This window comes from Paenibacillus sp. FW104-T2, assembly GCF_058789975.1.
In genome coordinates this window covers 142,318-162,983 of sequence record NZ_JBYTCE010000003.1, presented here as the reverse complement: position 1 = coordinate 162,983, position 20,666 = coordinate 142,318, and the positions used below count along the sequence as shown (strand labels likewise).

Below are 20,666 nucleotides of genomic sequence, written 5' to 3'. Positions count from 1 at the left end.
TCACTAATTCTCGTCCTTATGAAAAACGGTTGTAATTTTAGATATCTGTAAGTAAACATAGGAATTTACTTAATTAGTTTTGCATTATCTAATTGTAAGCAATATAATATAACTATAGGAATTATTAACCCATTATACGATATGGAGGCGACTGATCATGTCCGTTTATGACTACAAAGTCAATACCCTTCGGGGCCAGGAAGTCGAGATGTCCGATTATCGCAACAAGGTGCTGCTGATTGTAAATACGGCAAGCAAATGTGGTCTGACCCCGCAATTTGAAGGCTTACAGGAACTCTACAACAAATTCAAAGACCGGCAGTTTGAAGTATTGGGTTTCCCAAGCAACCAATTCGCTCAGGAATCGGGATCTTCCGACGATATTGCTGAGTTCTGCCAGATGAATTACGGTGTAAGCTTTCCTATGTTTGAGAAAATTGATGTTAATGGTTCAAGCGCTCACCCTCTATTTCAGCACCTGACAAAAGAGGCACCGGGACTGCTCGGATCCAAAGCCATCAAGTGGAACTTCACCAAATTCCTCGTTGATCAGAACGGACGGGTCGTGAAGCGTTATGCTCCAAAAACCACTCCTGACCAGATTGAAGCTGATATTGAGAAACTGCTGAAATAGATCAACATGGAGAGGCCATAATTAACATGGAACCAGAGAAAGTCCGGTTCTGTGTGAATGGCCTTTTTTATGTTTCTCCAAACGCAAAAAGAGGTTTTCCATATTCGGAAAACCTCTTCTTGTCGTACAATATGATGCGGTCGAGAGGACTCGAACCTCCACGGGCATACGCCCACTACCCCCTCAAGATAGCGTGTCTGCCATTCCACCACGACCGCATGTCGTAAATAATCGGCAACAAAATTGATTATACAGGATCTCAATATAAAAGTAAAGCACTTTTATTAAAACTACTTTGCACCTGTGTTTTTCCTCCAAATATCGGTTTTTATCGTCATGATCTTTTGACTGCTGCATACATTAAATTTCAAATCTTTTATACATCTTCATTTTTAATTGTAGCTCTTCACAAGAAAACATATCATATACATAACATTGTATTTTGAGATTACAACTAATATAAGTAATAAAATATAACATTTAAATATAATTAAAGCTTAAAAACAAGAAACCATTGACAAAATACGGATATTTATGTGATTATATATATCATATAATTCGGATTTTAAACATAAAAGCATTCGGAAACCAATATTAATGTTATATAATATAACATTTTACGAACATAGGAGGCGAAAGACCGTGAACCGTGGGAATAAGCTGCTCGATTATGTCAAACTGCTTGATTCCTCCATTCATGTCGGAGGTTTCACCCATTCATTTGGCATGGATGTACACATTGCTGAAGGCAGCATCCGAAATGCCGATGATCTGGAATCCTTCATGCGCTGCCAGCTGCATCCCAGTATCGTTCGACTTGAGGGCATGGCGATTAAAGGTATCTACAGCGCAACAGATCATAATGACACATGGCGAACAGCACTCATTGACAAGTTGGTTCACGTTCAGCGGACTCCTTCTGATCAAAGGGAGCAAGCTGCTGCCATGGGCAAAAGACTGATCAAGCTGGCCCGGGCTCTCCACCCCTGGATTGAATTCAGCCAGCTCGAACACACCCTTGCCAAATACGAGTCTGTTGGCTGCCTCTCTACTGTTCACGCCTGGATCAACCACTACCTCGATATCCCCGTCGAGGAAGCGGTAATGGGTTACTTGCACTCAGCCATGAATGCATGCATAACCGAAGCCTCCAAAGTCCTCCCCATGCATAACGAAGCAACCCAGGAACTGCTGGTTCGCCTGGCCGCAGACCTGGAGCATGAATGGAATACCGTTAGCGCCTCCGCTGCGGATGGACCGGCACAGCCAACCTCAATGTCCATGAAATCGTTGTTCCCCAGCTTCCACATGCTTGGCGCAGGGCTGCATGCTTATCGCGCCTAATCTTACCGACTCCAAGCTCCCCTCATATTTCCCCAAACGAAAAAGCACGCAGCAACCTCCTTGCTGACGTGCTTTTTCACGTATGCCTATAGAAAATCACGTTATTACGTCATTATTTGTTATAAATACACTATTTTTCATCGTTTATAATTGTTACATGACGTAAATACGTATATAATGTAATGAACAGCTCGCATCTCCCACTATTATACACAGCCGAAGGCGGGTTGAAATACTTCTATGAGGGGTGAACCCTTTTGAACAAAAAGAAACCCGTGACTCCGTTCGGATGGGCCATCAAACGCCGCTTAACGGAGCTACAGATGGACCAGAAAACCTTCTGCGAGAAGCACGACATCCCGCCGTATCGTTTATCCAATCTCATCCATGGCACACGAAAAGCCACCCGTTTCCGAAACCAGGTCGCAGACATTTTGCAAATTTCGGATGAACTACGATGACACCGCCATTACCTTGCCGTCCCGATCCTTTAACTGATTGCCAAGGAGGGCCTATTCATGAGCTTCTTTACAACTGACCTTGAAAGGTTATCCTTTCAATCCTTACGTCATCAACTCATCATCGTCGACCGCGACTGGAGAATCCGCAGCTGCAATACCGCATGGCAGAACGGACTCGGGCGATTGCATCTCTCGAAATACAAAAAATCCGACGCCCACCGATCTTCTTGCGAAACGTTTCATTATCTTCAGCTGCTGCAGATATGGGCAGCCCAGGAAGAGGAAACGGAGAATTCATCGATTATTCAGAAGTTAGAGAAGATTCAACATCCCTTTGTTCACTGCCATACATATGACATCACCGTACAGTCTGCGAACCTGGAGCTTCGATGGTTCAGGCTGGAGCTTACCCCCTTGAATCAGACGGATCCTCCTTCTCCGATGGGACTCGCTCTGATCTCGCATACAGACATCACGGAACAGAAGCGAATTGAACAGCAATTGAAGCTGGCTCTATCCGAAGTACGAACACTACGCGGCCTGCTTCCCATTTGCGCCGTCTGCAAACAGATTAAGGACGAGCAGGACGTCTGGAATTCAGTCGAAGGTTATTTGGAGAAACATACCCACGCAGAATTTACACACGACATCTGTCCGGACTGCATCCGCAGGCTATACCCGAAGTACTCCAACATTTTGGATAAACGCTCCTGAGCAAAGCAAAAAAAAGCGAAAAATAACCACCTCTCCTATACGGACAGGTGGTGTTCAAATTGAGACATATCCAATTCCTCAGGTGATCCCTGCAGCGCAATTGCTCCCTTGTCCATGACATAGATAAAATCCGCAGCCCCACGCACAAAATCAATGCTCTGCTCGACGAGCAGCACGGAAATGTCGCCCTTCGCCTTGATTTGCAGAATGACCTGCCGAATATCCTCGACAATGGAAGGCTGTATGCCTTCCGTTGGTTCATCCAGCAGCAATAGTCCAGGCCTTGAGGCAAGCGCTCGTGCGAAGGCAAGCTGCTGCTGCTGGCCACCACTCAGATCACCGCCCTGTCGTCCATACATGGTCGCAAGGACCGGAAACATCGCAAGCACATCTTCAGGAAACGTCTTCACCCCAGGCGCAGATGTCTCCAGGCCGAGCAGCAGATTTTCCTTTACCGTGAGCTGAGGGAAAATCTCACGACCCTGAGGAACATATCCAATGCCTGCCTTGGCACGTTTGGCAGGTTCCAAAGCGGATATATCCTGCCCTTTCCAGTGGATGGCCCCCTTCCTCGTTTTGAGCAGGCCCATCAACGTTTTCATCAGCGTCGTTTTGCCGACACCATTCCGGCCCATTAGGCAGACCACCTGTCCAGGCAGGACATCCAGATTAACACCACGCAGCACATTACTTTCCCCGTAGCCGGATTCAATTCGTTGCAGCGACAGCATAGTCATCCCTCCTTTTTCCCAAGTAGACTTCGGCCACCCTAGGATCTTCCTGCACCTCAGCCATGGTACCTTCCTTCAACAGCTTCCCTTCATGCATCACGGTCACTTTCGCCGCGTACTCACGGACAAACTCCATATCATGCTCCACAACCACGACCGAACGTTCACGCGCTATCCCCTGTAACAGCCTGCCTGTTTTATGCGTTTCCTCGTCCGTCATCCCGGCAACCGGTTCGTCCAGCAGCAATACGCGCGGTTCCTGAAGCAGCAGCATGCCAATTTCCAGCCACTGCTTCTCGCCGTGAGAAAGCGCTCCTGCTCGTGTATACACGCGGTCTTGCAGTCCAATTTGCTCTATGACCTGTTCCATTGCCGTGTTGATTTTCCCAAACCGCGGAATACCAAGAGTCCGAAGCGGTGAACGCTGATTTTCCGCCGCCAAGGCCAAATTCTCCTGTACGGTAAGGCCTCCGAAGATGGACGGAGCCTGGAATTTGCGTCCTACACCCTTCCGGACGATCTGATGCTCCTTCAGACGTGTCAGCTCTGTGCCATCTTCCAGCCGCACCGTGCCGGAGAGGGGTTTGGTTTTTCCACAAATGACATCCAGCATTGTCGTTTTCCCCGCACCATTGGGGCCAATCAGAAAATGTAAATCATGCTCATGCAGCTTCAGGTTCATGCCATTAACTGCGACGAATCCGCCAAAAGCTACGGTAATACTCTCAGCCATCAATACAGGTGAAGCTTCAGTAGACTTCAGGTTTCTCCTTACTGACAGGGACATGTACAACCTCTCCTCTCCGCTTCAGCAATCGAACGACATTTCGATAGACTCCAACGAGCCCGTGAGGCATGAACAACACCACCGTTACAAACAGTCCGCCGAGAACGAACAACCAGCCTTCAGGGTACGCCTCACTTATCCCGGTTTTGGCTGCATTCAGAACCACTGCCCCGATCACAGCCCCAATGAGCGTGCCGCGACCACCCAAGGCAACCCATAACACCATTTCAATGGATGGAACAATCCCCATCATGGACGGCGAGATAATCCCGACCTGAAGAACAAACAGCATACCCGCTATTCCTGCAAGAGCCCCGGAAAGGGCAAACGTCAACGTTTTATAACCCGCCGGATCATAACCAAGGAAACGCACCCGATTTTCTCCGTCCCGCGAAGCTTCAAGCACCTGACCAAACCGACTATTTACCATTCTTCTGCAGAGCAGGTACGTGAGTACCAAAATGGCAAGTGTAATATAGTAGAGCACAATTGTTGTTCCTGCAGAATGCAGCGTGAAACCAAAAATGGAGTTATAACCGGTTATACCATTAGTCCCTCCTGTCCACTCCTGTTTGCCTATAAACAAGGTAACCGTGATTAACACAAGAGCTTGCGTTAAAATCGTAAAATACACACCGGTAATCCGGTTGCGAAACGTAAACCACCCCAGCACAAATGCCAGCAAAGCCGGAAGAGCAATACCCAGAATTAACGCCACTGGAAATGAACGAAATGGTTCCCAAAACCACGGAAGACCTGACAAGCCGCTCCACCCCATGAAATCAGGCAGGGATGTTCCGCTCGCCTGCAGTTTCAGATACATGGCCATGGCGTAACCACCAAGACCAAAGAATACCCCATGCCCAAGACTCAGAACCCCGCCGTAGCCCCAGATCAGATCCAGTCCGATGGCCAGAATAGCCAACGCCAGGAACTTAGCGAGCAAGCTAAGCCGAAACTCGGTAGAGATTAGCGGAGCAAGACACATCAGGATGAGTACGACCGCCCAGATGATTCTCGTTTTTAAACTGCCTGACTTCAGAAGTGCTGACATCATATAACCCCCTTCTTCGTGTTAGTCGAGACTGCGGGTTCGCATGGCAACCAGCCCCCGCGGCTTCCATTGCAGAAAAGCAACGATACATACGAACACCAGCACTTTGCCGATGGAGGCAGATGTGTAGGTTTCAAACAACGTATTAAACATGCCAATCCCGAGCGCTCCGCATACCGTTCCTACCAGTTTGCCAACCCCGCCAAGAACGACAACCATAAATGCATCTACAATATAATAGGTTCCCAGCGAAGGCCCAATCGGCCCAATGAGCGTCAGAGCACAACCCGCGATACCCGCGATTCCTGAACCAATGGCAAAGGTCATGCCATCTACCCGTCTGGTGGAAATCCCGAGACAGCCCGCCATGCTCCGATTCTGCATAACAGCGCGCATCCGTCGTCCGGAAGAAGTGCGGTATATGTACAGATACATACACAGTAGAACAACCGCGACAAGTGCGATGATAAAAATCCGTTTATACGGAAATACGATACCGTCAGAGATCGCAAGACCGCCATTAAGCCATGAAGGACTGGATACACCTACATTCGGCGCCCCGAAAATGGTTCGCGCCAGCTGCTGCAGCATCATTCCAACTCCCCATGTAGCCAGCAAACTGTCCAGGGGTCTACCGTATAAATGCCGGATCAAAATCACTTCAAGCAGCCAGCCGATAAGTGCCGCTACACCAAACGCGATCGGCAATGCCACGATAAAATAAACTTCGAACCACGCTGCCGGAGCATATGAAATGAACAGATTTTGAGTCACATACGTTGCATATGCACCAATCATAATCAGCTCACCGTGAGCCATGTTGATGACATTCATGAGACCAAACGTTACTGCGAGCCCCAGCGCAATCAATAACAGGATCGAGCTGATGCTAAGGCCATTGAACATTTGCAAAACAAACATATCCATCCCGATCACCCTTTCACATGCTAAAAGCCTCTTCCCGATTCAAATACATCACCAAGACTACGCATCAACGCTTTATCGTAATATTGTACGAGGGTGCGCTGTCCCACCCTCATCCGTAATCTCAGAAGTTTGGACATGAAGAACTTGCTTATTGATTGCTTAGAGAAGCTCCCCATTCGTAGGTTTTCAGATAAGGATCAGGCTTGACAGGAGAACCGGAGTTCCACAATTCCTTAAATTGACCATCTTCCTGCACTTCTCCGATCCGGACGGTTTTGTAAATATGCTGATTCTCTCCGTCCACGGTTACTTTCCCCTCGGGAGCATCAAATTCCAATCCTTTTGCCGCTTCTCTGACCTTCTCTACATCGGTTGATCCCGCTTTTTCAACAGCTGCCTTCCAGAGGTACACTGCTACGTAACCCGCCTCAATCGGGTCAGCCGTTACCCGGTCAGCACCATATTTTTCTTTATATTTCTCAACAAATGTCTTGTTCTCCGGAGTATCTGTTGTCTGATAATAGTTCCAAGAAGCCAAGTGCCCTTTTAGCACATCTGCTCCAATGCCCCGAATTTCCTCTTCCGCCACACTGACCGACAGCGTCGTCATCTGTTCCGAGGTGATACCAGCATCCTTCAGCTGCTTGAAAAAGGCTACATTACTGTCCCCGTTAAGCGTGTTATACACCACATCCGGCTTCGCAGCTTTGATTTTGCTTATGATGGTACTGTAATCGGTATGGCCCAGCGGTGTGTATTCCTCGCCAACCACTTCTCCACCTTCAGCTGCCAATTGAGCCTTGATCACCTGATTGGCCGTTTTCGGGAAAACATAGTCCGAACCAAGGAGATAAAATGTTTTGCCCCTATTCTCCAGCAACCAGGTTACGGAAGGAACAATTTGTTGGTTCGTTGTTGCACCTGTATAAAAAATGTTGGGAGATGACTCCAGTCCTTCATACTGCACCGGATAAAATAAAAGCCCTTTATTCTGCTCGAACACGGGGAGCATAGCCTTTCGACTCGCCGAGGTCCATCCGCCAAAAACAGCGGCCACCTTATCCTGCTGAAGCAGCTTTCCTGCCTTTTCCGCAAAAGTCGGCCAATCCGAGGCCCCATCTTCAATGACAGGCTCAATCTGTTTGCCAAGGACACCACCCGCTGCATTGATCTCTTCAATCGCAAGCATCTCGGCATCCTTCACAGACACCTCACTTATTGCCATCGTGCCACTCAAGGAATGAAGAATGCCTACCTTGATCGTCTCATCGGACGCAGCGACTTCCCCCGTTCCACCGGAATTCGAAGCTTCAGGTGGTGTTCCACCTTCCACACATCCCGTCAAAGCAATGACCGCCCCAAGCAAAATTCCCCATAATCTGACCGACCTCTTCTTCAATAGCCTACACTCCCTTTTTTTAGTCTATTGACGAACATTAAGGTCATTTAACTCCGAAATGTTCGTTGATCCAAATTATGGAGGCTCCAACTCTTCATGTCAATAATGCTTACATAATTTTATTTTACGCCTACTTGTTTCATGCATGCTGCTAATATGTTTCAAACCTTATTGACAAAGGGTCACCCTGTGTGAGTATATTTAACATATAATATGATTCATGAAGATATATACTTTTATGGGAAAGGTCGGATGGCCCTTGCACTGGACGGAGCAGGAAAAAGAAAAACTGCTGATTACCGTAGCCGCCAATCTCGCCCGCGAACGCAGAGGACGCGGATTGAAGCTAAATGTTCCCGAAGCCATCGCTTTGTTAACCTCCGAGCTCATGGAACGAGCGCGGGATGGAATGAGCGTAGCGGATTTGATGAGATATGGCGGTACAATCCTTACACGGGATGATTGTATGGAGGGAGTCCCCAACATGATTCCAGAGGTACAGGTGGAAGCTACATTCCCTGACGGGACCAAGTTGGTTACCGTGCATGAACCCATACGCTGAGAAAGGCAGGAGAATGCCATGATTCCAGGCGAATATCGATTGAAACCGGATGAGATTGTCTGTCATCCCGATCGCCAAACGATACGATTAATTGTCTTGAACCGCGGTGATCGCCCCGTGCAGGTCGGTTCTCACGTTCACTTCTATGAAGTAAATGCCGCTCTGGACTTCGACCGCACCGCAGCGTTCGGACATCGTTTGCACATCCCTGCGGGCACCGCCGTTCGTTTCGAACCCGGGGAAGAAAAACCGGTTGAACTCACCACTTTTGGCGGCAAACGGCAGATCTATGGATTTAACGGATTAACGGAAGGATCGGCAGACCAGCCTCCAGACCCGCAGAAGCTCGAAGCATTCCTGAAGGCTTTCGCCCCCACGCCATCACAGGATGGAGGAGATCCAGCATGAAACGTATGTCTCGTGAACAATACGCTTCCATGTTCGGCCCAACAACCGGGGATGCCGTAAGACTGGCAGATACGAAGCTCTGGGCAGAAATCGAGCATGATTACGCAGTATACGGGGATGAGAGCAAATTCGGAGGCGGGAAAGTCATTCGGGACGGCATGGGCCAGTCCGCTACCGCTCTTCGCAGCCACGGCACACCGGATACCGTTATTACGAACGCTATCATTATCGATCATTGGGGAATTGTAAAAGCAGATATTGGCATCCGTGACGGAATCATCTGTGCGATTGGCAAATCCGGTAATCCGGATACGATGGACGGAGTCGATCCACTCCTTGTGATTGGCGCTTCCACCGAGATCATCGCCGGCGAAAGCATGATTGTCACTGCAGGCGGAATCGATACTCACATTCATTTTATTTGTCCGCAGCAGATTCAAACTGCCCTGTCTTCCGGAGTAACTACCATGATCGGCGGAGGTACAGGACCAGCAACAGGCACCAAAGCAACCACCTGCACACCTGGAGCCTGGCATATTCATCGCATGTTGGAGTCCGCTGAAGCCTTTCCTATGAATATTGGTTATCTGGGCAAAGGCAATAGTTCTACCACCGCTCCACTTATTGAACAGATCGAAGCTGGTGTCATCGGTTTGAAATTGCACGAGGATTGGGGGACAACCCCAAGTGCCATTGACGCGTGCCTGACTGCTGCCGGAGAGCATGATATTCAGGTGGCCATTCATACCGATACCCTGAATGAGACTGGATTTCTGGAGAATACCCTTGCCGCCATTAACGGCCGCACGATTCACACGTATCATACGGAAGGCGCAGGCGGCGGACACGCACCAGACATTATCCGCGCTGCCGGTGAATCGTATGTGATTCCCTCTTCAACCAATCCCACGCGTCCTTATACACGGAATACAGTTGAAGAACATCTCGATATGCTGATGGTATGCCATCATTTGGATCCGGCAATTCCGGAGGATGTTGCTTTTGCCGATTCCCGGATTCGTCCAGAGACCATTGCAGCAGAAGACATTCTGCACGATCTCGGCGTGTTCAGCATTATCAGCTCCGACTCCCAGGCCATGGGCCGGGTAGGCGAAGTCATTATCCGTACCTGGCAGACTGCAGACAAAATGAAAAAACAGCGCGGCAAGCTGGAATTGAAAACTGATTCCCCTTCCGACAATGACCGCATCAAAAGATATGTCGCCAAATATACGATCAATCCTGCCATCGCTCATGGCATCAGCCATATCGTCGGTTCTGTGGAAGTGGGCAAGCTAGCAGATCTGATCGTCTGGAATCCAGCCTATTTTGGGGTCAAACCCGAAATGGTGATCAAAGGCGGTATGATCACCTTCGCTCAGATGGGTGATCCGAACGCCTCCATCCCGACACCTCAGCCCGTGTTTGGCAGACCGATGTTCGGGTCATACGGTGGAGCTATCGCCAAAGGGTCCATTACTTTCGTATCCCAAGCTGCTGCTGATGCAGGCATCAAGGAGACACTTGGATTAAACAAACGCGTGGAAGCCGTCAAAGGCTGCCGCTCGGTGAGCAAAAAGGATATGATCCACAACGATGTGACACCTCACATTGAAGTGGACCCTGAGACGTACGAGGTTCGAGCCGATGGGGTACTGCTTACGTGCGAACCTGCGGATGAGCTGCCAATGGCGCAGCGCTACTTCATGTTTTGACATCTTGTGATAAAGGCGAGCGTTTCACTTCTTCAGGTTCGTACTATCCTCTTCGTTATCGTGTAAAATCACGTCCAACCTGTATCCTTACATTATTTTTATATCGGATTTTGGTTGGATGGGAAATAAGACAGAAGCAAAGAAAGGACGCTTGGCATGATGCAAAGTGGCACGAAGCTGCTTCGATATGTTCAACTGCTCGACTCGGCCCTGCCCATCGGCGGGTTCTCCCACTCTTTCGGTCTGGAAGCATACACGCATGACGGCACCATACGAACAATCACCGAGCTTGAACAATTCATTCGCAGCCAGCTTCACTCCAGCCTGATTCGGCTCGATGGACTTGCTATCAAAGGCGTTTACCAAGCAATGGAGGAACGAGACTCCGCTCTACTCGCTCTCTATGATAAGCGGGTACACGCCCAGCGAACCCCCCGGGAGATCAGGGAAAGCGGCCATAAGATGGGGAAGCGACTGCTGAAACTTGCCCGTTCTCTCTATCCTTGGATGGACTTCTCGCTTATTGATGAAGCTGTGCAGGCGCATGGTGCCTATTGCGGGATCACGACCATTCACGGATATATCAATTATCAGTTGGAAATCGGACTGGACGAAGCGGTCACCGGTCATTTGTATACCTCAGTTAATGCTTACGTAAACAGTGCGCTGCGCCTCTTGCCGATCGGGCAAACCGAGGCACAGATGCTCATTCAGAAACTGCTCGATGATATCGACTCCGAATGGATTCGAATTCGGGATGACGACCCGGAAGACATGCACAGTTTCAGTATTGCCCAGGAAATCTACGCCATGCGGCACGAAAGCTTGCCTGCCCGGCTGTTCATGTCATAATAACCCTATTTATAAGCTAAGACGTACTTTTAAAATAAGCCGTTAATCCAAGGAGGAATTTGTTATGTGTGGAGGAGCTAATCATACGCATCATCCGGAGTGGGAACGTAAGGCATTTGATCGCAGCAGACCAATGCGAATTGGTATTGGAGGGCCGGTAGGCTCCGGCAAAACTGCCCTTGTGGAGAAGCTGTCGAAGGCGCTGCGTACTCGCTATAGTCTGGCCGTCATCACGAACGATATTTATACCAAGGAAGATGCCGAAATCCTGCTGCGCCAGAACGCTCTTGCACCTGAACGCATTATTGGCGTGGAGACAGGCGGATGCCCGCACACAGCCATTCGTGAAGATGCCTCTATGAATTTTGAAGCCGTAGACGAATTGGTTGAGCGTTTTCCTGATCTGCAATTAATCTTCATTGAGAGCGGCGGCGATAACCTCTCTGCTGCATTCAGCCCGGAACTTGCAGATGTGTTCATCTACATCATTGACGTTGCCCAAGGGGAAAAACTGCCTCGCAAAGGCGGTCCAGGCATTACCCGCTCAGACCTGCTGCTGATCAACAAAACAGACCTTGCACCTTATGTTGGCGCAAGTTTGCAGGTGATGAAGAATGATACCGAACGGGTACGCGAAGGTCGCCCATATGTGATGTCGAATCTCATGAGCGGTGAAGGTGTATCCGAGATCATTCACTGGCTTGAGCACCAATACATGGATGACGATGCTGCCGCTGCGCATCTCCATTCACACAGCCATGACCACGGCTCAGCCCACAGCCATTAATTCATCTCCCGTATCGGAAGGAGCCGAAACGAAGTTGGGCATTCGTGCTGAAGGAGCGGTGATACGACGCAGCGAGCTTCGAGCCACATTTGCCCTTCAAGAGGGACGTACGATCATGACAGATCGTTATTATAGCGCCCCTCTCCGGTTCAGTCGCTCCTTTCGCCCACCGGGGAACAGCAATGGGTTATGCCTCTACACATCAGACGTCTCTCCCGGTGTTCTTAACGGGGATCATTATCATTCCGAGTGGCATTTGGGTGAAGGCACCCATGTGATGCTGAGCAGTACATCAGCGACACGCCTTCACCCTACGCCTTCACTTCCCTCATCGGTCAACCATCACTTCCAGATCAGGAAAGGAGCTGTGCTTGAATACTTCCCGGAATGTGTAATCCCATTCAAAGGTAGTTCTTCTTCGCTTACCGCCACCTTCCATCTGGAGGAACAGGCTATTCTCGCTTATGCAGATGTCTGGTCAGCCGGACGAATTCACCGGGGTGAGGCTTTTGAGTTCAGCAAATATCGAAATTCAACCGAAATATGGCAAGGGGGCCAGCTTGCTGTGTGGGACCGATTCGGCATGGAACCCTCACGCGATGATCCACAAAAATCAGCTGCATTGCTGGATTTCACCCATACTGCGGCCCTGTGGATGATCGCTCCTGGGCTGGGGACAGCGGAACTGGAAAGCATCAGGTCTGCACTGCCTCCGAATGGTCGAATGCTCGCTGGTGCAAGCCTGCTCGCGAGCGGAGGGATCGGCGTCCGTTTGCTTGGCATGGCTGCCTGGGAACTTCAGGAACAATGCCTGCACATTTGGAACACCATTCGACCGCAGCTGTTAGGCAACGAGAATCTTACGTTCCGCAAATGAACTGGGACATCATAATTTCATGAAGCCAAAGATGAACACGACTACAATCATCTCACATGAACACAAAAAAACCTCTGAACATTTCCGGAAATCATCCGGGTTGGTTCAGAGGTTTTGCATTAGATCGATTCATCCGTTTCGGGTTTATCATCTTCCTTATATCGAAAGTCAGCAGCATTTCTACTTTCCTTGGACTTGCGATATCGGGTAAATTCAATATATTCGCTAATAAAAGCCTGCTCTTCGGTCGATAATTCACTCTCCTGGCAATCCAATTGCCGCAACACGCCAAAAAAATAATCCTCCCGTTTTTCCCGTACCATCGCTTCCTTGGATGGACGTCCAATCATGAGCCAGTCCAGACTCACATCAAAAAACGCAGCGATCTCAATCAGTTTATTCGTGCTCGGAATCGACTTACCACGTTTCCAATCACCCAGATTCCCGGTGCTGATCTTCAGTTGTTGACAGAATGCTTTCTTTGTCATCCCTCGCTCGGCAATCAGGTGTTCAATTCGCTCATATATCGACTGCATACAGGACCGCCTTCCAACCATAATATCTAAAATCCATATCTTGCACCATAACGTAATTCTCCGGCAACATTATATAGACAATTATACCACAACAGATATCAATCCTCAGCCCTTCTTCATCCATGAGCAGTTTTCAAATAGATATATATAAAAATAAAAATAGACTCTCATGGATATCCACGAGAGTCTATTTCCCTAACGTTTACATGTAATGCGGTCGAGAGGACTCGAACCTCCACGGGTATACACCCACTACCCCCTCAAGATAGCGTGTCTGCCATTCCACCACGACCGCATATTCAAATGTATAAATGGTGAGCCATGAAGGGCTCGAACCTTCGACACCCTGATTAAAAGTCAGGTGCTCTACCAACTGAGCTAATGGCTCTTGCTGTAACTTCACCGATGTGCCATATCATCTCTTGGTTTAAGAACAATGACTTGCGAGGTTTCCTTATTAAAAAGGTGGTGAAGATATGACCCGTAGGGGATTCGAACCCCTGTTACCTCCGTGAAAGGGAGGTGTCTTAACCCCTTGACCAACGGGCCTTATTAACAAGTTGTCTTTCTTGGCGACAAGAATGAGTATACCACACCATATAAAAATAGTGCAACACTTTTTTTGTTTTTTATTTAGCGCTTCTTATAAAGATCATTTTTCAAGAAAATAGGCTCGTTTAAATCGCAGATACCATCTGAGATAACCGAATTTCATATCATTGTCATCAGAATCCTTACATCCTGTTAAAATTATATCAAACAACTTATAAAAACTTATATTCACTTAAAATATTGCAAACTAAATTGCAAATACTTATAATTAGGTTATCAGTATTACGGTCACTCATTAGCAAGGAGGCGGCATGCTTGTTTCAGGAAGAACGAATGCAGCTCATTATTGAACATCTTCGCAAACATAACCGGATCTCGGCAGACGAGATCGTTACCCTATTTGACGTCTCGCGGGACACGGCTCGAAGGGATCTGATCAAGCTGGAAGAACAGGACGCCATTATCCGAACACGGGGCGGCGCCATCCTCCCCTCTCCTCCCCGTGAATATATCTCATACAAGGATCGCCTGCTCCATGTTTCAGAAGAAAAGAGGGCTATAGGCAAACTCGCTGCAGCCATGGTCCGCCAAGGTGAAAACATCATTCTGGATTCTTCCACGACGGTGCAGGCTTGTGCTGAGCATCTGAATGGAAAATCATGTACAGTCATCACCAATTCCATTCATTCCGCAGATCTTCTCTCCAATCACTCGGCTGTCCATATTCGTTTACTTGGCGGCAAAGTCGACAAGGAACAACGTTATGTTTACGGCGCATCTGTGATCGAAACACTCTCCCATTATTACGTGGACAAAGCCTTTATCGGTATTGGCGGGATTACGATGGATGGATTCAGCACTTCCGAAGAAGAAGGCAAGATTAAGCAAAAAATGATGCAGGCGGCCAAAGAGGTCTTCGTGCTCGCAGATCATTCCAAATTTGATAAACGTTACGGGTACCGTTTTGCCGACTGGTCACTGATTGATGTACTGATTACCGACCAATGGCCATCAGACGAATGGCGTAACTTTTTAAATGAACAACAGGTTGAGATTCTCATTCCTGAACCAACAGAAGATAAGGAGTTGTAAGGTGATGAAATTATTTGCTACGGATTTGGATGGAACACTTCTAAACAGAGACAGCCAGATTAGCCCGGAAAATGCAGCAGCCATTCACCGGGCCCAGCAAGAAGGGTTGAAAGTTACGATTGCAACGGGTCGCGTCTATTCGGACGTTGTCGGCATTTGCGAAGAAGGCGGGATTAACACTCCAGTCATCGGGTCCAATGGAGCCACGATTCATGATGCTGATGGGAACCGTCTGTATCATCTTCCGCTTGAACGTGAGACAGCAGCATCTGTCATGCAGTGGCTCGAAGATCATGAGTGCTATTATGAAGCTTCCACTCAGCAGGGAATATACGCCCCAATCAGCAGCCATGATACGATGCTTGCCGAGATGGACCGAATCCTGGGTACAAGTCCTGGTGAGGACGTTGAGCGCCTGATTCGCGCCGTTAAGAAGCACTACGACAAGAAAGACTACCATCGTGTTCAATCCCATCAGGAGATTCCTTCAGAAGCTTACATTTACAACATTATGGCTTTCTCACTTGAACCAGATCAATTGCAGCAAGGAAGAGCCTATTTTGCCTCCAGATCGGATGTTGCAATGGTGGTATCCTCCGAGCACAACTTCGAGATGCAGCATCCCGATGTGTCCAAAGGTAATGCTCTTACTAAACTGGCTGCCCATCTCAATGTCTCCATGGAAGATACGGCAGCTATCGGCGACAATTTCAATGATGTTTCCATGTTGAAAATGGCAGGACTCGGCATCGCCATGGGCAATGGTGAACCGGAAATTCAAGCCCTTGCCAAGGCAATAACTTTAACCAATGTAGAACATGGTGTCGCCCATGCCATTCACTCTGTACTGGACGGCAAACCGATCTCCCGGCCCGAAATCGTTGCTGAGGGCGGTCAATAAATTCAGTCCTGTCAGGAAATCACACCCTCTCTCACTTCAACTCGACAGATCTCACATGCGGCACGTCCTGCAGCAGTACAATCAACTGTTCTCCCCGGAAGGACCCGGGCATCTGAACGGTGAATTCAAGCACAGTCTCCTGAGCGGAGCCTGTGCTTATTTGTTGTTCCGTCCTGAATCCGATGACCGAAATCTTCTCCTGCCCCAGCAGTGCCAATATGGCTTTCAGGCTGTCTGCTTCCTGCTCCAGACGAATGGTTAACGTTTCTGTTCTCGCGGAAACCAGCCAGCGTGTCGGCCGATGCAGCAGCATCTGTGCGAGCACGATCAGCAGGGTTACACCTGCTCCCGTCCAGTAAAGTCCAGCACCAACAGCCAGTCCCATGCCTGCCGTTGCCCAGATGCCAGCAGCTGTCGTCAATCCCCGAACGGTATGGCGCTGCGTAAAGATCATTCCGGCCCCAATGAACCCTACACCGCTAACCACCTGTGCTGCAATCCGGGAAGGATCAAGCGACAGATTAGCCCAGCCTGCCTGATCCTGAAATCCATACTTTGAGACAATCATCATTAACGCTGCACCAACAGCGACCACAAAATGAGTGCGTATTCCCGCTTCTTTCATCCGGTTTTTACGTTCATACCCGATAAGGACCCCGCAGATCCCTGCTATGAGAACTCGCATCAAATATTCCATTTCCATTCTCATCACCTCTCTTATGTCAGCATTTTGCAGATGGACCTTCACTAACTGAATCCATGCAATATGCTTATGTATATGCTTACATGTATCCTCCTTTACTACTTACCCACTCTCTCTCCAATAATTAATCCACACAGCAAATTCCTTCTATATCAGGCGGCACAAAAAAAGAGACCTGTACGGCCTCCACTTTACTTTCCTGTATAACCCTCTTATAAAGATAGTCTGTTTCTATCCTTTCTGTTTATACCGATCCCTATTCCGCGCGGAAGTTCTCCCCTTGTCGCTCTCCTAATCCGTAATAATGGCGGAAATTATAGATTAACGGGTTCCACTTTGCCGGATTAATTTTATTCAGTCCAGATATAAGCTTCTTATGTGCATGTACCTCCAGCGATTTCACTTCAACTACGGCCATAAAAGGCGTATGCTCCGGCGTGCGGATATGCTGTACAGATGCCTCAATCTGAAGCGGACACTCGGCTATTCTCAGAGGTTTAACCCGAAGCGAATCCTGAGTGGTTAACCCGGCTGCTTCAAATTTCTCCGAACAAAATTCATAACCCATCTGTCTTTTCTCCTCAGGAACCGGATATGTACCCGTATAACGCCCCAGAGATTCGACAGCTCTCCACATGGACGCATCCGGCAAATTTACAACACATTCAGGATGTCTTTTTAAGTTCTCATAGGCTTTCCCCTGGATACCCAAACCAAGAACAAGACAATCCCCCAACGCCCAGGAAGACGACAATGGCGACAGGTTCGTTGACCCATCCTCGTTCAAGGTGCTCAAGAGAAGTACGGGTGTTCCATAGTATAAAATGCTTGGGTTAATCGTCTCATGCTGGTCCGTTACTACCTCCTCAGCAGATCGTTTACTCGCGTTTTCGAAATTCATTGGTTTGCTCCATCTCCTGTCTCACATACTTGGCCCCTCAATGCAAGTTTGAACTCTGCGGTGGCCTGTCCCAATTGTAATACGCCAACTGTTCAAGTATCATCGAAGTATGAATGCATATCCAAATATATCTGTTATCGCGTCATTGATTGCCGATCCGACTCGCGCTGTATTTCTCGAAGCGCTACTGGGTGGACAGGCCCTGCCTGCAGGCGAGCTTGCCTATATGGCTGGTGTCACACCCCAGACTGCGAGCAACCACCTTGCTAAACTTGTGGACGGCGGGCTGCTAGTTGTAGAACGGCAAGGACGGCATCGCTACTTCCGATTGGCTGGCCAGGAGATTGCCTTTCTAATTGAAACGATGGGCAGTATCGCCCCTCCTGTTCAGGTGAGATCGCTCAAACAGTCTAATCAGCTCCAGCATCTTAGCTTTGCTCGTACCTGTTATGGACACCTTGCTGGTAAGCTTGGGATTGCTCTGTGCGATGCATTGTTGCGGGAGGAATATCTACTGGAGCCCGAAGCAGATCAGGCCAAGGATTATCACATTACGGAGAAAGGAAGACAATGGTTTACATCATTCGGAATTGATCTTCAGGTTAAACCGGGATCAAGACGTGCCATTGCCCGCAAATGTCTGGACTGGAGCGAGCGGCGTCACCACATATCCGGACTGCTGGGCGAACAATTGGAACGCAGACTTTCGCAGCTCGAGTGGACCCGGAAGAAGCCTGGCAGCCGCTCTGTTGAAGTTACCGATGCTGGCAAGAAGGGTTTATACGAGGTTTTGGGAATCTCGCTGTAGGCAGTTACGTTGCAGATCTCATCCAAGAAAGATCTACACCAAAAAATCCCCTTCACAACAAACCGATCAACGGTTCATGTGAAGGGGATTCTATTCGTGTAATCAATACGCAGAGAGAGGGATACTCTCACTTCGTTCGAGACTGCGATGTATCGCTATCGAAGACTATGCTCCGACGAACCTTTTGGGTTCTCATCCCTTTGCAGAGAAGTATAATCAAAACGGAGAGAGAGGGATTCGAACCCTCGCACCGCTTACGCAGTCTAACCCCTTAGCAGAGGGTCCCCTTATAGCCACTTGGGTATCTCTCCAAGAAATGGCTCCCCGAACAGGACTCGAACCTGTGACAACTCGATTAACAGTCGAGTGCTCTACCAACTGAGCTATCAGGGAATAATCTCGAATAAACATAATTTATCATGATTAATAAGCCAAGTCAACATCTTAACTATACTTTCTTCCTAACTATAAAAGAGGGAGAAAATACAGCTCATACAAGTATATTGCATCCCCTCTTCAAGCCGGTTATTTCCATTAGGATGAACGCTACTCGTTAGAGATGGTTTGAAGAGCCAGCTTGCCGGCGCATCGGCCGCATCTGTAACGTTTGGGATCCATTTTTCGTTTACGGAGATATTCCGTTCCACAGCTCTTGCATACCAGCTTGTACCGATAAGGCTGCGGCTTCCTGCCCTTGCCATCCGGAAGGGACTGACAGAACCTCGAACCGCCTACCTTTTGCAGAAGAGCCTTGAATTCCGGGTCCCTGTGGCGATAGCCGCGTCCGCGAATATGCAGATGGTAGTGGCACAATTCGTGCTTTATAATTTTCTCAACCTCATCCCGCCCGTATGCTTCAAGCTGATGTGGATTAATCTCAATTCGGTGACTCTTCAGCATATATCGGCCGCCGGTTGTCGTCAGACGTCGATTAAACAAGGCCTCGTGGGTAAACGGAACCCCGAAATGATCCAGCGATACCTGCTCAATCCACTGCTGCAGCTCAGCATTATCCACCCGGTTCCTCCTCCTTTCTCACCCTTTGGACCGTTCCATTTTCCGGTATAATACTTGAATTTTAACCGTTTCGTAGGCTACACTGTCAAGTAGAATGTATGAGGGGAGATTATTACACGTTATGCCTACAATGCGTTATGTCATCCTGCAGCAGGAACAGCAATTAGAGTTTGTTGAAATGCCCGCTGATTATGCCTATCAACTCAGTGCACTCAACCTGCGTCTGCACAAAGAGATTGATAAACTTACGGCAGCGGATGTACCTGTATTGCCCTGGGCCATCGCTGAATGTGACGACCTTGATCTTCTGAACGAGCAGCTCAGTATCACCGGAGGGCTGGATTACATCAATGCGCTTGAGCATAGTTTCGCCAAACTGCGCGAGACGCATTATCCCTTGATTTCCTTACTCACCGAAATTCGGGCCCTTCAAGCCCAGCTGGAACAATGGTACGAAGAAGAAATGGAAACACTCTGATTCATTTATCGTTTTCTAAAAGTGCACATCCTAACCTGTAAGCGCATTTCCTTAACCGGATTTGCGCTTTTTAATTTATCTGAATCGACAGGTCGGTTGACAAGCCGGACACTGTTTTTTACACGTTTCGCGCGGCTTAATCCGCACAGTCCAGGCTGTTGCCACATATGCTAACGTACAGATGAATTATGCAAGAGGAGGAGATCCCTTTGCCTCAATGGCTTTGCAATCAACTGATGCGTGCATTTCACAAGAAAGACAGCAGACAGATCAAGCTGCTGAACGAATGCTGGTTCTTTTACCGGAACAAACCTGCTAATGGCACACCGCGCAGCGCGGATCGTGAACTCTAGAATTTAACCCCACTCTTCATGTATACAGCCCATTCTCTCTTCCTACATTAACTCATTCGAAGAATATGGAACG

The 20,666-nt window shown here is 48.5% G+C and carries 24 protein-coding genes and 6 tRNA genes; 15 read left to right on the top strand and 15 right to left on the bottom strand.

The genetic code is table 11. The features are described from left to right. Positions 1-157: 157 nt before the first annotated feature. On the top strand, positions 158-634 hold the full coding sequence (locus AC3WQ3_RS05455; RefSeq protein WP_336781063.1) for a glutathione peroxidase: 477 nt from the start codon (positions 158-160) through the stop codon (positions 632-634). A gap of 135 nt (positions 635-769) precedes the next feature. Here the strand turns inward: AC3WQ3_RS05455 and AC3WQ3_RS05450 are convergent. Beyond that, positions 770-852: transfer RNA gene (locus AC3WQ3_RS05450), tRNA-Leu, on the bottom strand. A 424-nt stretch (positions 853-1,276) separates the two neighbouring features. Here AC3WQ3_RS05450 and AC3WQ3_RS05445 point away from each other — a divergent pair. The 3 genes from AC3WQ3_RS05445 (at position 1,277) to AC3WQ3_RS05435 (ending at position 3,153) form a co-directional block, all read left to right on the top strand. Further along, complete coding sequence (locus tag AC3WQ3_RS05445) at positions 1,277-1,978, top strand: urease accessory protein UreF (RefSeq protein ID WP_336781064.1); 702 nt, start codon at positions 1,277-1,279, stop codon at positions 1,976-1,978. Positions 1,979-2,235: 257 nt separating this feature from the next. Further along, positions 2,236-2,439 carry a Rha family transcriptional regulator gene (locus AC3WQ3_RS05440; RefSeq protein ID WP_095289174.1) on the top strand — a complete coding sequence of 68 codons (204 nt, stop codon included), beginning with the start codon at positions 2,236-2,238 and terminating at the stop codon, positions 2,437-2,439. 57 nt (positions 2,440-2,496) lie between these two features. Next, positions 2,497-3,153, top strand: coding sequence for a PAS domain-containing protein (locus AC3WQ3_RS05435; protein WP_492471641.1), 657 nt, complete (start codon positions 2,497-2,499; stop codon positions 3,151-3,153). Between the two features lie 35 nt (positions 3,154-3,188). Here AC3WQ3_RS05435 and urtE read toward each other — a convergent pair whose 3' ends face one another. The 5 genes from urtE to urtA all read right to left on the bottom strand — a co-directional run bounded on the left by urtE (position 3,189) and on the right by urtA (position 8,051). After that, a complete protein-coding gene (urtE, locus tag AC3WQ3_RS05430; RefSeq protein WP_095289171.1) occupies positions 3,189-3,884 on the bottom strand; it encodes an urea ABC transporter ATP-binding subunit UrtE in 696 nt (231 codons plus the stop codon). Continuing rightward, on the bottom strand, positions 3,862-4,671 hold the full coding sequence (urtD, locus tag AC3WQ3_RS05425) for an urea ABC transporter ATP-binding protein UrtD (RefSeq protein WP_492471640.1): 810 nt from the start codon (positions 4,669-4,671) through the stop codon (positions 3,862-3,864). Before urtD ends, urtE begins: the two co-directional genes overlap by 23 nt. Next, on the bottom strand, positions 4,634-5,725 hold the full coding sequence (gene urtC / locus AC3WQ3_RS05420) for an urea ABC transporter permease subunit UrtC (RefSeq protein ID WP_390583582.1): 1,092 nt from the start codon (positions 5,723-5,725) through the stop codon (positions 4,634-4,636). Before urtC ends, urtD begins: the two co-directional genes overlap by 38 nt. Positions 5,726-5,746: 21 nt before the next feature. Continuing rightward, on the bottom strand, positions 5,747-6,652 hold the full coding sequence (gene urtB, locus AC3WQ3_RS05415) for an urea ABC transporter permease subunit UrtB (RefSeq protein ID WP_095289165.1): 906 nt from the start codon (positions 6,650-6,652) through the stop codon (positions 5,747-5,749). A 148-nt stretch (positions 6,653-6,800) separates the two neighbouring features. Then, positions 6,801-8,051 (bottom strand): urea ABC transporter substrate-binding protein, encoded by a 1,251-nt coding sequence (gene urtA / locus AC3WQ3_RS05410; RefSeq protein ID WP_193723026.1) that lies wholly within the window; start codon positions 8,049-8,051, stop codon positions 6,801-6,803. A gap of 238 nt (positions 8,052-8,289) precedes the next feature. On the opposite strand from urtA, the gene AC3WQ3_RS05405 reads away from it, so the two are divergent. The 6 genes from AC3WQ3_RS05405 (at position 8,290) to AC3WQ3_RS05380 (ending at position 13,252) form a co-directional block, all read left to right on the top strand. Next, the gene (locus tag AC3WQ3_RS05405; RefSeq protein WP_419720004.1) at positions 8,290-8,613 is read left to right on the top strand and encodes an urease subunit gamma; all 324 of its coding nucleotides are present in this window, start codon (positions 8,290-8,292) and stop codon (positions 8,611-8,613) included. An 18-nt stretch (positions 8,614-8,631) separates the two neighbouring features. Further along, positions 8,632-9,021, top strand: a complete 390-nt coding sequence (locus tag AC3WQ3_RS05400; RefSeq protein WP_193723027.1) for an urease subunit beta — start codon at positions 8,632-8,634, stop codon at positions 9,019-9,021. Beyond that, positions 9,018-10,736, top strand: coding sequence for an urease subunit alpha (gene ureC / locus AC3WQ3_RS05395; protein ID WP_492471639.1), 1,719 nt, complete (start codon positions 9,018-9,020; stop codon positions 10,734-10,736). Before AC3WQ3_RS05400 ends, ureC begins: the two co-directional genes overlap by 4 nt. A 156-nt stretch (positions 10,737-10,892) precedes the next feature. Beyond that, positions 10,893-11,588 (top strand): urease accessory protein UreF, encoded by a 696-nt coding sequence (locus AC3WQ3_RS05390; RefSeq protein WP_492471638.1) that lies wholly within the window; start codon positions 10,893-10,895, stop codon positions 11,586-11,588. A gap of 64 nt (positions 11,589-11,652) precedes the next feature. Further along, entirely contained in the window at positions 11,653-12,375 is a 723-nt protein-coding gene (gene ureG, locus AC3WQ3_RS05385) for an urease accessory protein UreG (RefSeq protein WP_127538201.1), read from the top strand. Then, the gene (locus AC3WQ3_RS05380) at positions 12,290-13,252 is read left to right on the top strand and encodes an urease accessory protein UreD (RefSeq protein ID WP_492471637.1); all 963 of its coding nucleotides are present in this window, start codon (positions 12,290-12,292) and stop codon (positions 13,250-13,252) included. The genes ureG and AC3WQ3_RS05380 overlap by 86 nt, the downstream gene beginning before the upstream one ends. A gap of 119 nt (positions 13,253-13,371) precedes the next feature. Here AC3WQ3_RS05380 and AC3WQ3_RS05375 read toward each other — a convergent pair whose 3' ends face one another. The 4 genes from AC3WQ3_RS05375 to AC3WQ3_RS05360 form a co-directional block, all read right to left on the bottom strand. Further along, complete coding sequence (locus tag AC3WQ3_RS05375) at positions 13,372-13,788, bottom strand: helix-turn-helix domain-containing protein (RefSeq protein WP_492471636.1); 417 nt, start codon at positions 13,786-13,788, stop codon at positions 13,372-13,374. Between the two features lie 212 nt (positions 13,789-14,000). Continuing rightward, positions 14,001-14,083: transfer RNA gene (locus tag AC3WQ3_RS05370), tRNA-Leu, on the bottom strand. A 17-nt stretch (positions 14,084-14,100) separates the two neighbouring features. After that, positions 14,101-14,176 (bottom strand) — tRNA-Lys (locus AC3WQ3_RS05365). A gap of 89 nt (positions 14,177-14,265) precedes the next feature. Further along, positions 14,266-14,337, bottom strand: a tRNA-Glu gene (locus AC3WQ3_RS05360). Positions 14,338-14,655: 318 nt separating this feature from the next. Between AC3WQ3_RS05360 and AC3WQ3_RS05355 the strand changes: the two genes are divergently transcribed. After that, positions 14,656-15,432, top strand: a complete 777-nt coding sequence (locus AC3WQ3_RS05355) for a DeoR/GlpR family DNA-binding transcription regulator (protein WP_492471635.1) — start codon at positions 14,656-14,658, stop codon at positions 15,430-15,432. A gap of 4 nt (positions 15,433-15,436) precedes the next feature. Beyond that, positions 15,437-16,333 carry a Cof-type HAD-IIB family hydrolase gene (locus tag AC3WQ3_RS05350; protein WP_492471634.1) on the top strand — a complete coding sequence of 299 codons (897 nt, stop codon included), beginning with the start codon at positions 15,437-15,439 and terminating at the stop codon, positions 16,331-16,333. A 31-nt stretch (positions 16,334-16,364) separates the two neighbouring features. Here the strand turns inward: AC3WQ3_RS05350 and AC3WQ3_RS05345 are convergent, their stop codons facing one another. Next, entirely contained in the window at positions 16,365-17,036 is a 672-nt protein-coding gene (locus AC3WQ3_RS05345) for an MgtC/SapB family protein (RefSeq protein WP_492471633.1), read from the bottom strand. Positions 17,037-17,292: 256 nt separating this feature from the next. Further along, complete coding sequence (locus AC3WQ3_RS05340) at positions 17,293-17,937, bottom strand: flavin reductase family protein (RefSeq protein ID WP_336781073.1); 645 nt, start codon at positions 17,935-17,937, stop codon at positions 17,293-17,295. Between the two features lie 109 nt (positions 17,938-18,046). Here AC3WQ3_RS05340 and AC3WQ3_RS05335 point away from each other — a divergent pair, with 109 nt between their 5' ends. Then, positions 18,047-18,745: an ArsR/SmtB family transcription factor gene (locus AC3WQ3_RS05335; protein ID WP_336781074.1), complete on the top strand. Its 699-nt coding sequence runs from the start codon at positions 18,047-18,049 to the stop codon at positions 18,743-18,745. A gap of 222 nt (positions 18,746-18,967) precedes the next feature. On the opposite strand, the gene AC3WQ3_RS05330 is transcribed toward AC3WQ3_RS05335, so the two are convergent. From AC3WQ3_RS05330 to AC3WQ3_RS05320, 3 genes are all read right to left on the bottom strand, one after another. Next, a tRNA-Ser gene (locus AC3WQ3_RS05330) sits at positions 18,968-19,056 on the bottom strand. Positions 19,057-19,062: 6 nt separating this feature from the next. Further along, a tRNA-Asn gene (locus tag AC3WQ3_RS05325) sits at positions 19,063-19,138 on the bottom strand. 153 nt (positions 19,139-19,291) lie between these two features. Further along, positions 19,292-19,762, bottom strand: a complete 471-nt coding sequence (locus AC3WQ3_RS05320; RefSeq protein WP_095289073.1) for a SprT family protein — start codon at positions 19,760-19,762, stop codon at positions 19,292-19,294. A 121-nt stretch (positions 19,763-19,883) separates the two neighbouring features. Between AC3WQ3_RS05320 and AC3WQ3_RS05315 the strand changes: the two genes are divergently transcribed. Then, positions 19,884-20,240 carry a hydrolase/acyltransferase gene (locus AC3WQ3_RS05315; protein ID WP_110821371.1) on the top strand — a complete coding sequence of 119 codons (357 nt, stop codon included), beginning with the start codon at positions 19,884-19,886 and terminating at the stop codon, positions 20,238-20,240. Positions 20,241-20,449: 209 nt separating this feature from the next. Continuing rightward, a complete protein-coding gene (cmpA, locus tag AC3WQ3_RS05310) occupies positions 20,450-20,593 on the top strand; it encodes a cortex morphogenetic protein CmpA (protein ID WP_095289070.1) in 144 nt (47 codons plus the stop codon). Positions 20,594-20,666 lie beyond the last annotated feature (73 nt).

Bases quoted from the DNA above. Each gene is read 5' to 3' on its own strand.
- AC3WQ3_RS05455 (WP_336781063.1), top strand. From the start codon at position 158: ATGTCCGTTTATGACTACAAAGTCAATACCCTTCGGGGCCAGGAAGTC.
- AC3WQ3_RS05435 (WP_492471641.1), top strand. From the start codon at position 2,497: ATGAGCTTCTTTACAACTGACCTTGAAAGGTTATCCTTTCAATCCTTA.
- urtE (WP_095289171.1), bottom strand. From the start codon at position 3,884: ATGCTGTCGCTGCAACGAATTGAATCCGGCTACGGGGAAAGTAATGTG.
- urtD (WP_492471640.1), bottom strand. From the start codon at position 4,671: ATGTCCCTGTCAGTAAGGAGAAACCTGAAGTCTACTGAAGCTTCACCT.
- urtC (WP_390583582.1), bottom strand. From the start codon at position 5,725: ATGTCAGCACTTCTGAAGTCAGGCAGTTTAAAAACGAGAATCATCTGG.
- urtB (WP_095289165.1), bottom strand. From the start codon at position 6,652: ATGGATATGTTTGTTTTGCAAATGTTCAATGGCCTTAGCATCAGCTCG.
- AC3WQ3_RS05405 (WP_419720004.1), top strand. From the start codon at position 8,290: ATGGGAAAGGTCGGATGGCCCTTGCACTGGACGGAGCAGGAAAAAGAA.
- AC3WQ3_RS05400 (WP_193723027.1), top strand. From the start codon at position 8,632: ATGATTCCAGGCGAATATCGATTGAAACCGGATGAGATTGTCTGTCAT.
- ureC (WP_492471639.1), top strand. From the start codon at position 9,018: ATGAAACGTATGTCTCGTGAACAATACGCTTCCATGTTCGGCCCAACA.
- AC3WQ3_RS05390 (WP_492471638.1), top strand. From the start codon at position 10,893: ATGATGCAAAGTGGCACGAAGCTGCTTCGATATGTTCAACTGCTCGAC.
- ureG (WP_127538201.1), top strand. From the start codon at position 11,653: ATGTGTGGAGGAGCTAATCATACGCATCATCCGGAGTGGGAACGTAAG.
- AC3WQ3_RS05375 (WP_492471636.1), bottom strand. From the start codon at position 13,788: ATGCAGTCGATATATGAGCGAATTGAACACCTGATTGCCGAGCGAGGG.
- AC3WQ3_RS05350 (WP_492471634.1), top strand. From the start codon at position 15,437: ATGAAATTATTTGCTACGGATTTGGATGGAACACTTCTAAACAGAGAC.
- AC3WQ3_RS05345 (WP_492471633.1), bottom strand. From the start codon at position 17,036: ATGGAAATGGAATATTTGATGCGAGTTCTCATAGCAGGGATCTGCGGG.
- AC3WQ3_RS05340 (WP_336781073.1), bottom strand. From the start codon at position 17,937: ATGAATTTCGAAAACGCGAGTAAACGATCTGCTGAGGAGGTAGTAACG.
- AC3WQ3_RS05335 (WP_336781074.1), top strand. From the start codon at position 18,047: ATGAATGCATATCCAAATATATCTGTTATCGCGTCATTGATTGCCGAT.
- AC3WQ3_RS05315 (WP_110821371.1), top strand. From the start codon at position 19,884: ATGCCTACAATGCGTTATGTCATCCTGCAGCAGGAACAGCAATTAGAG.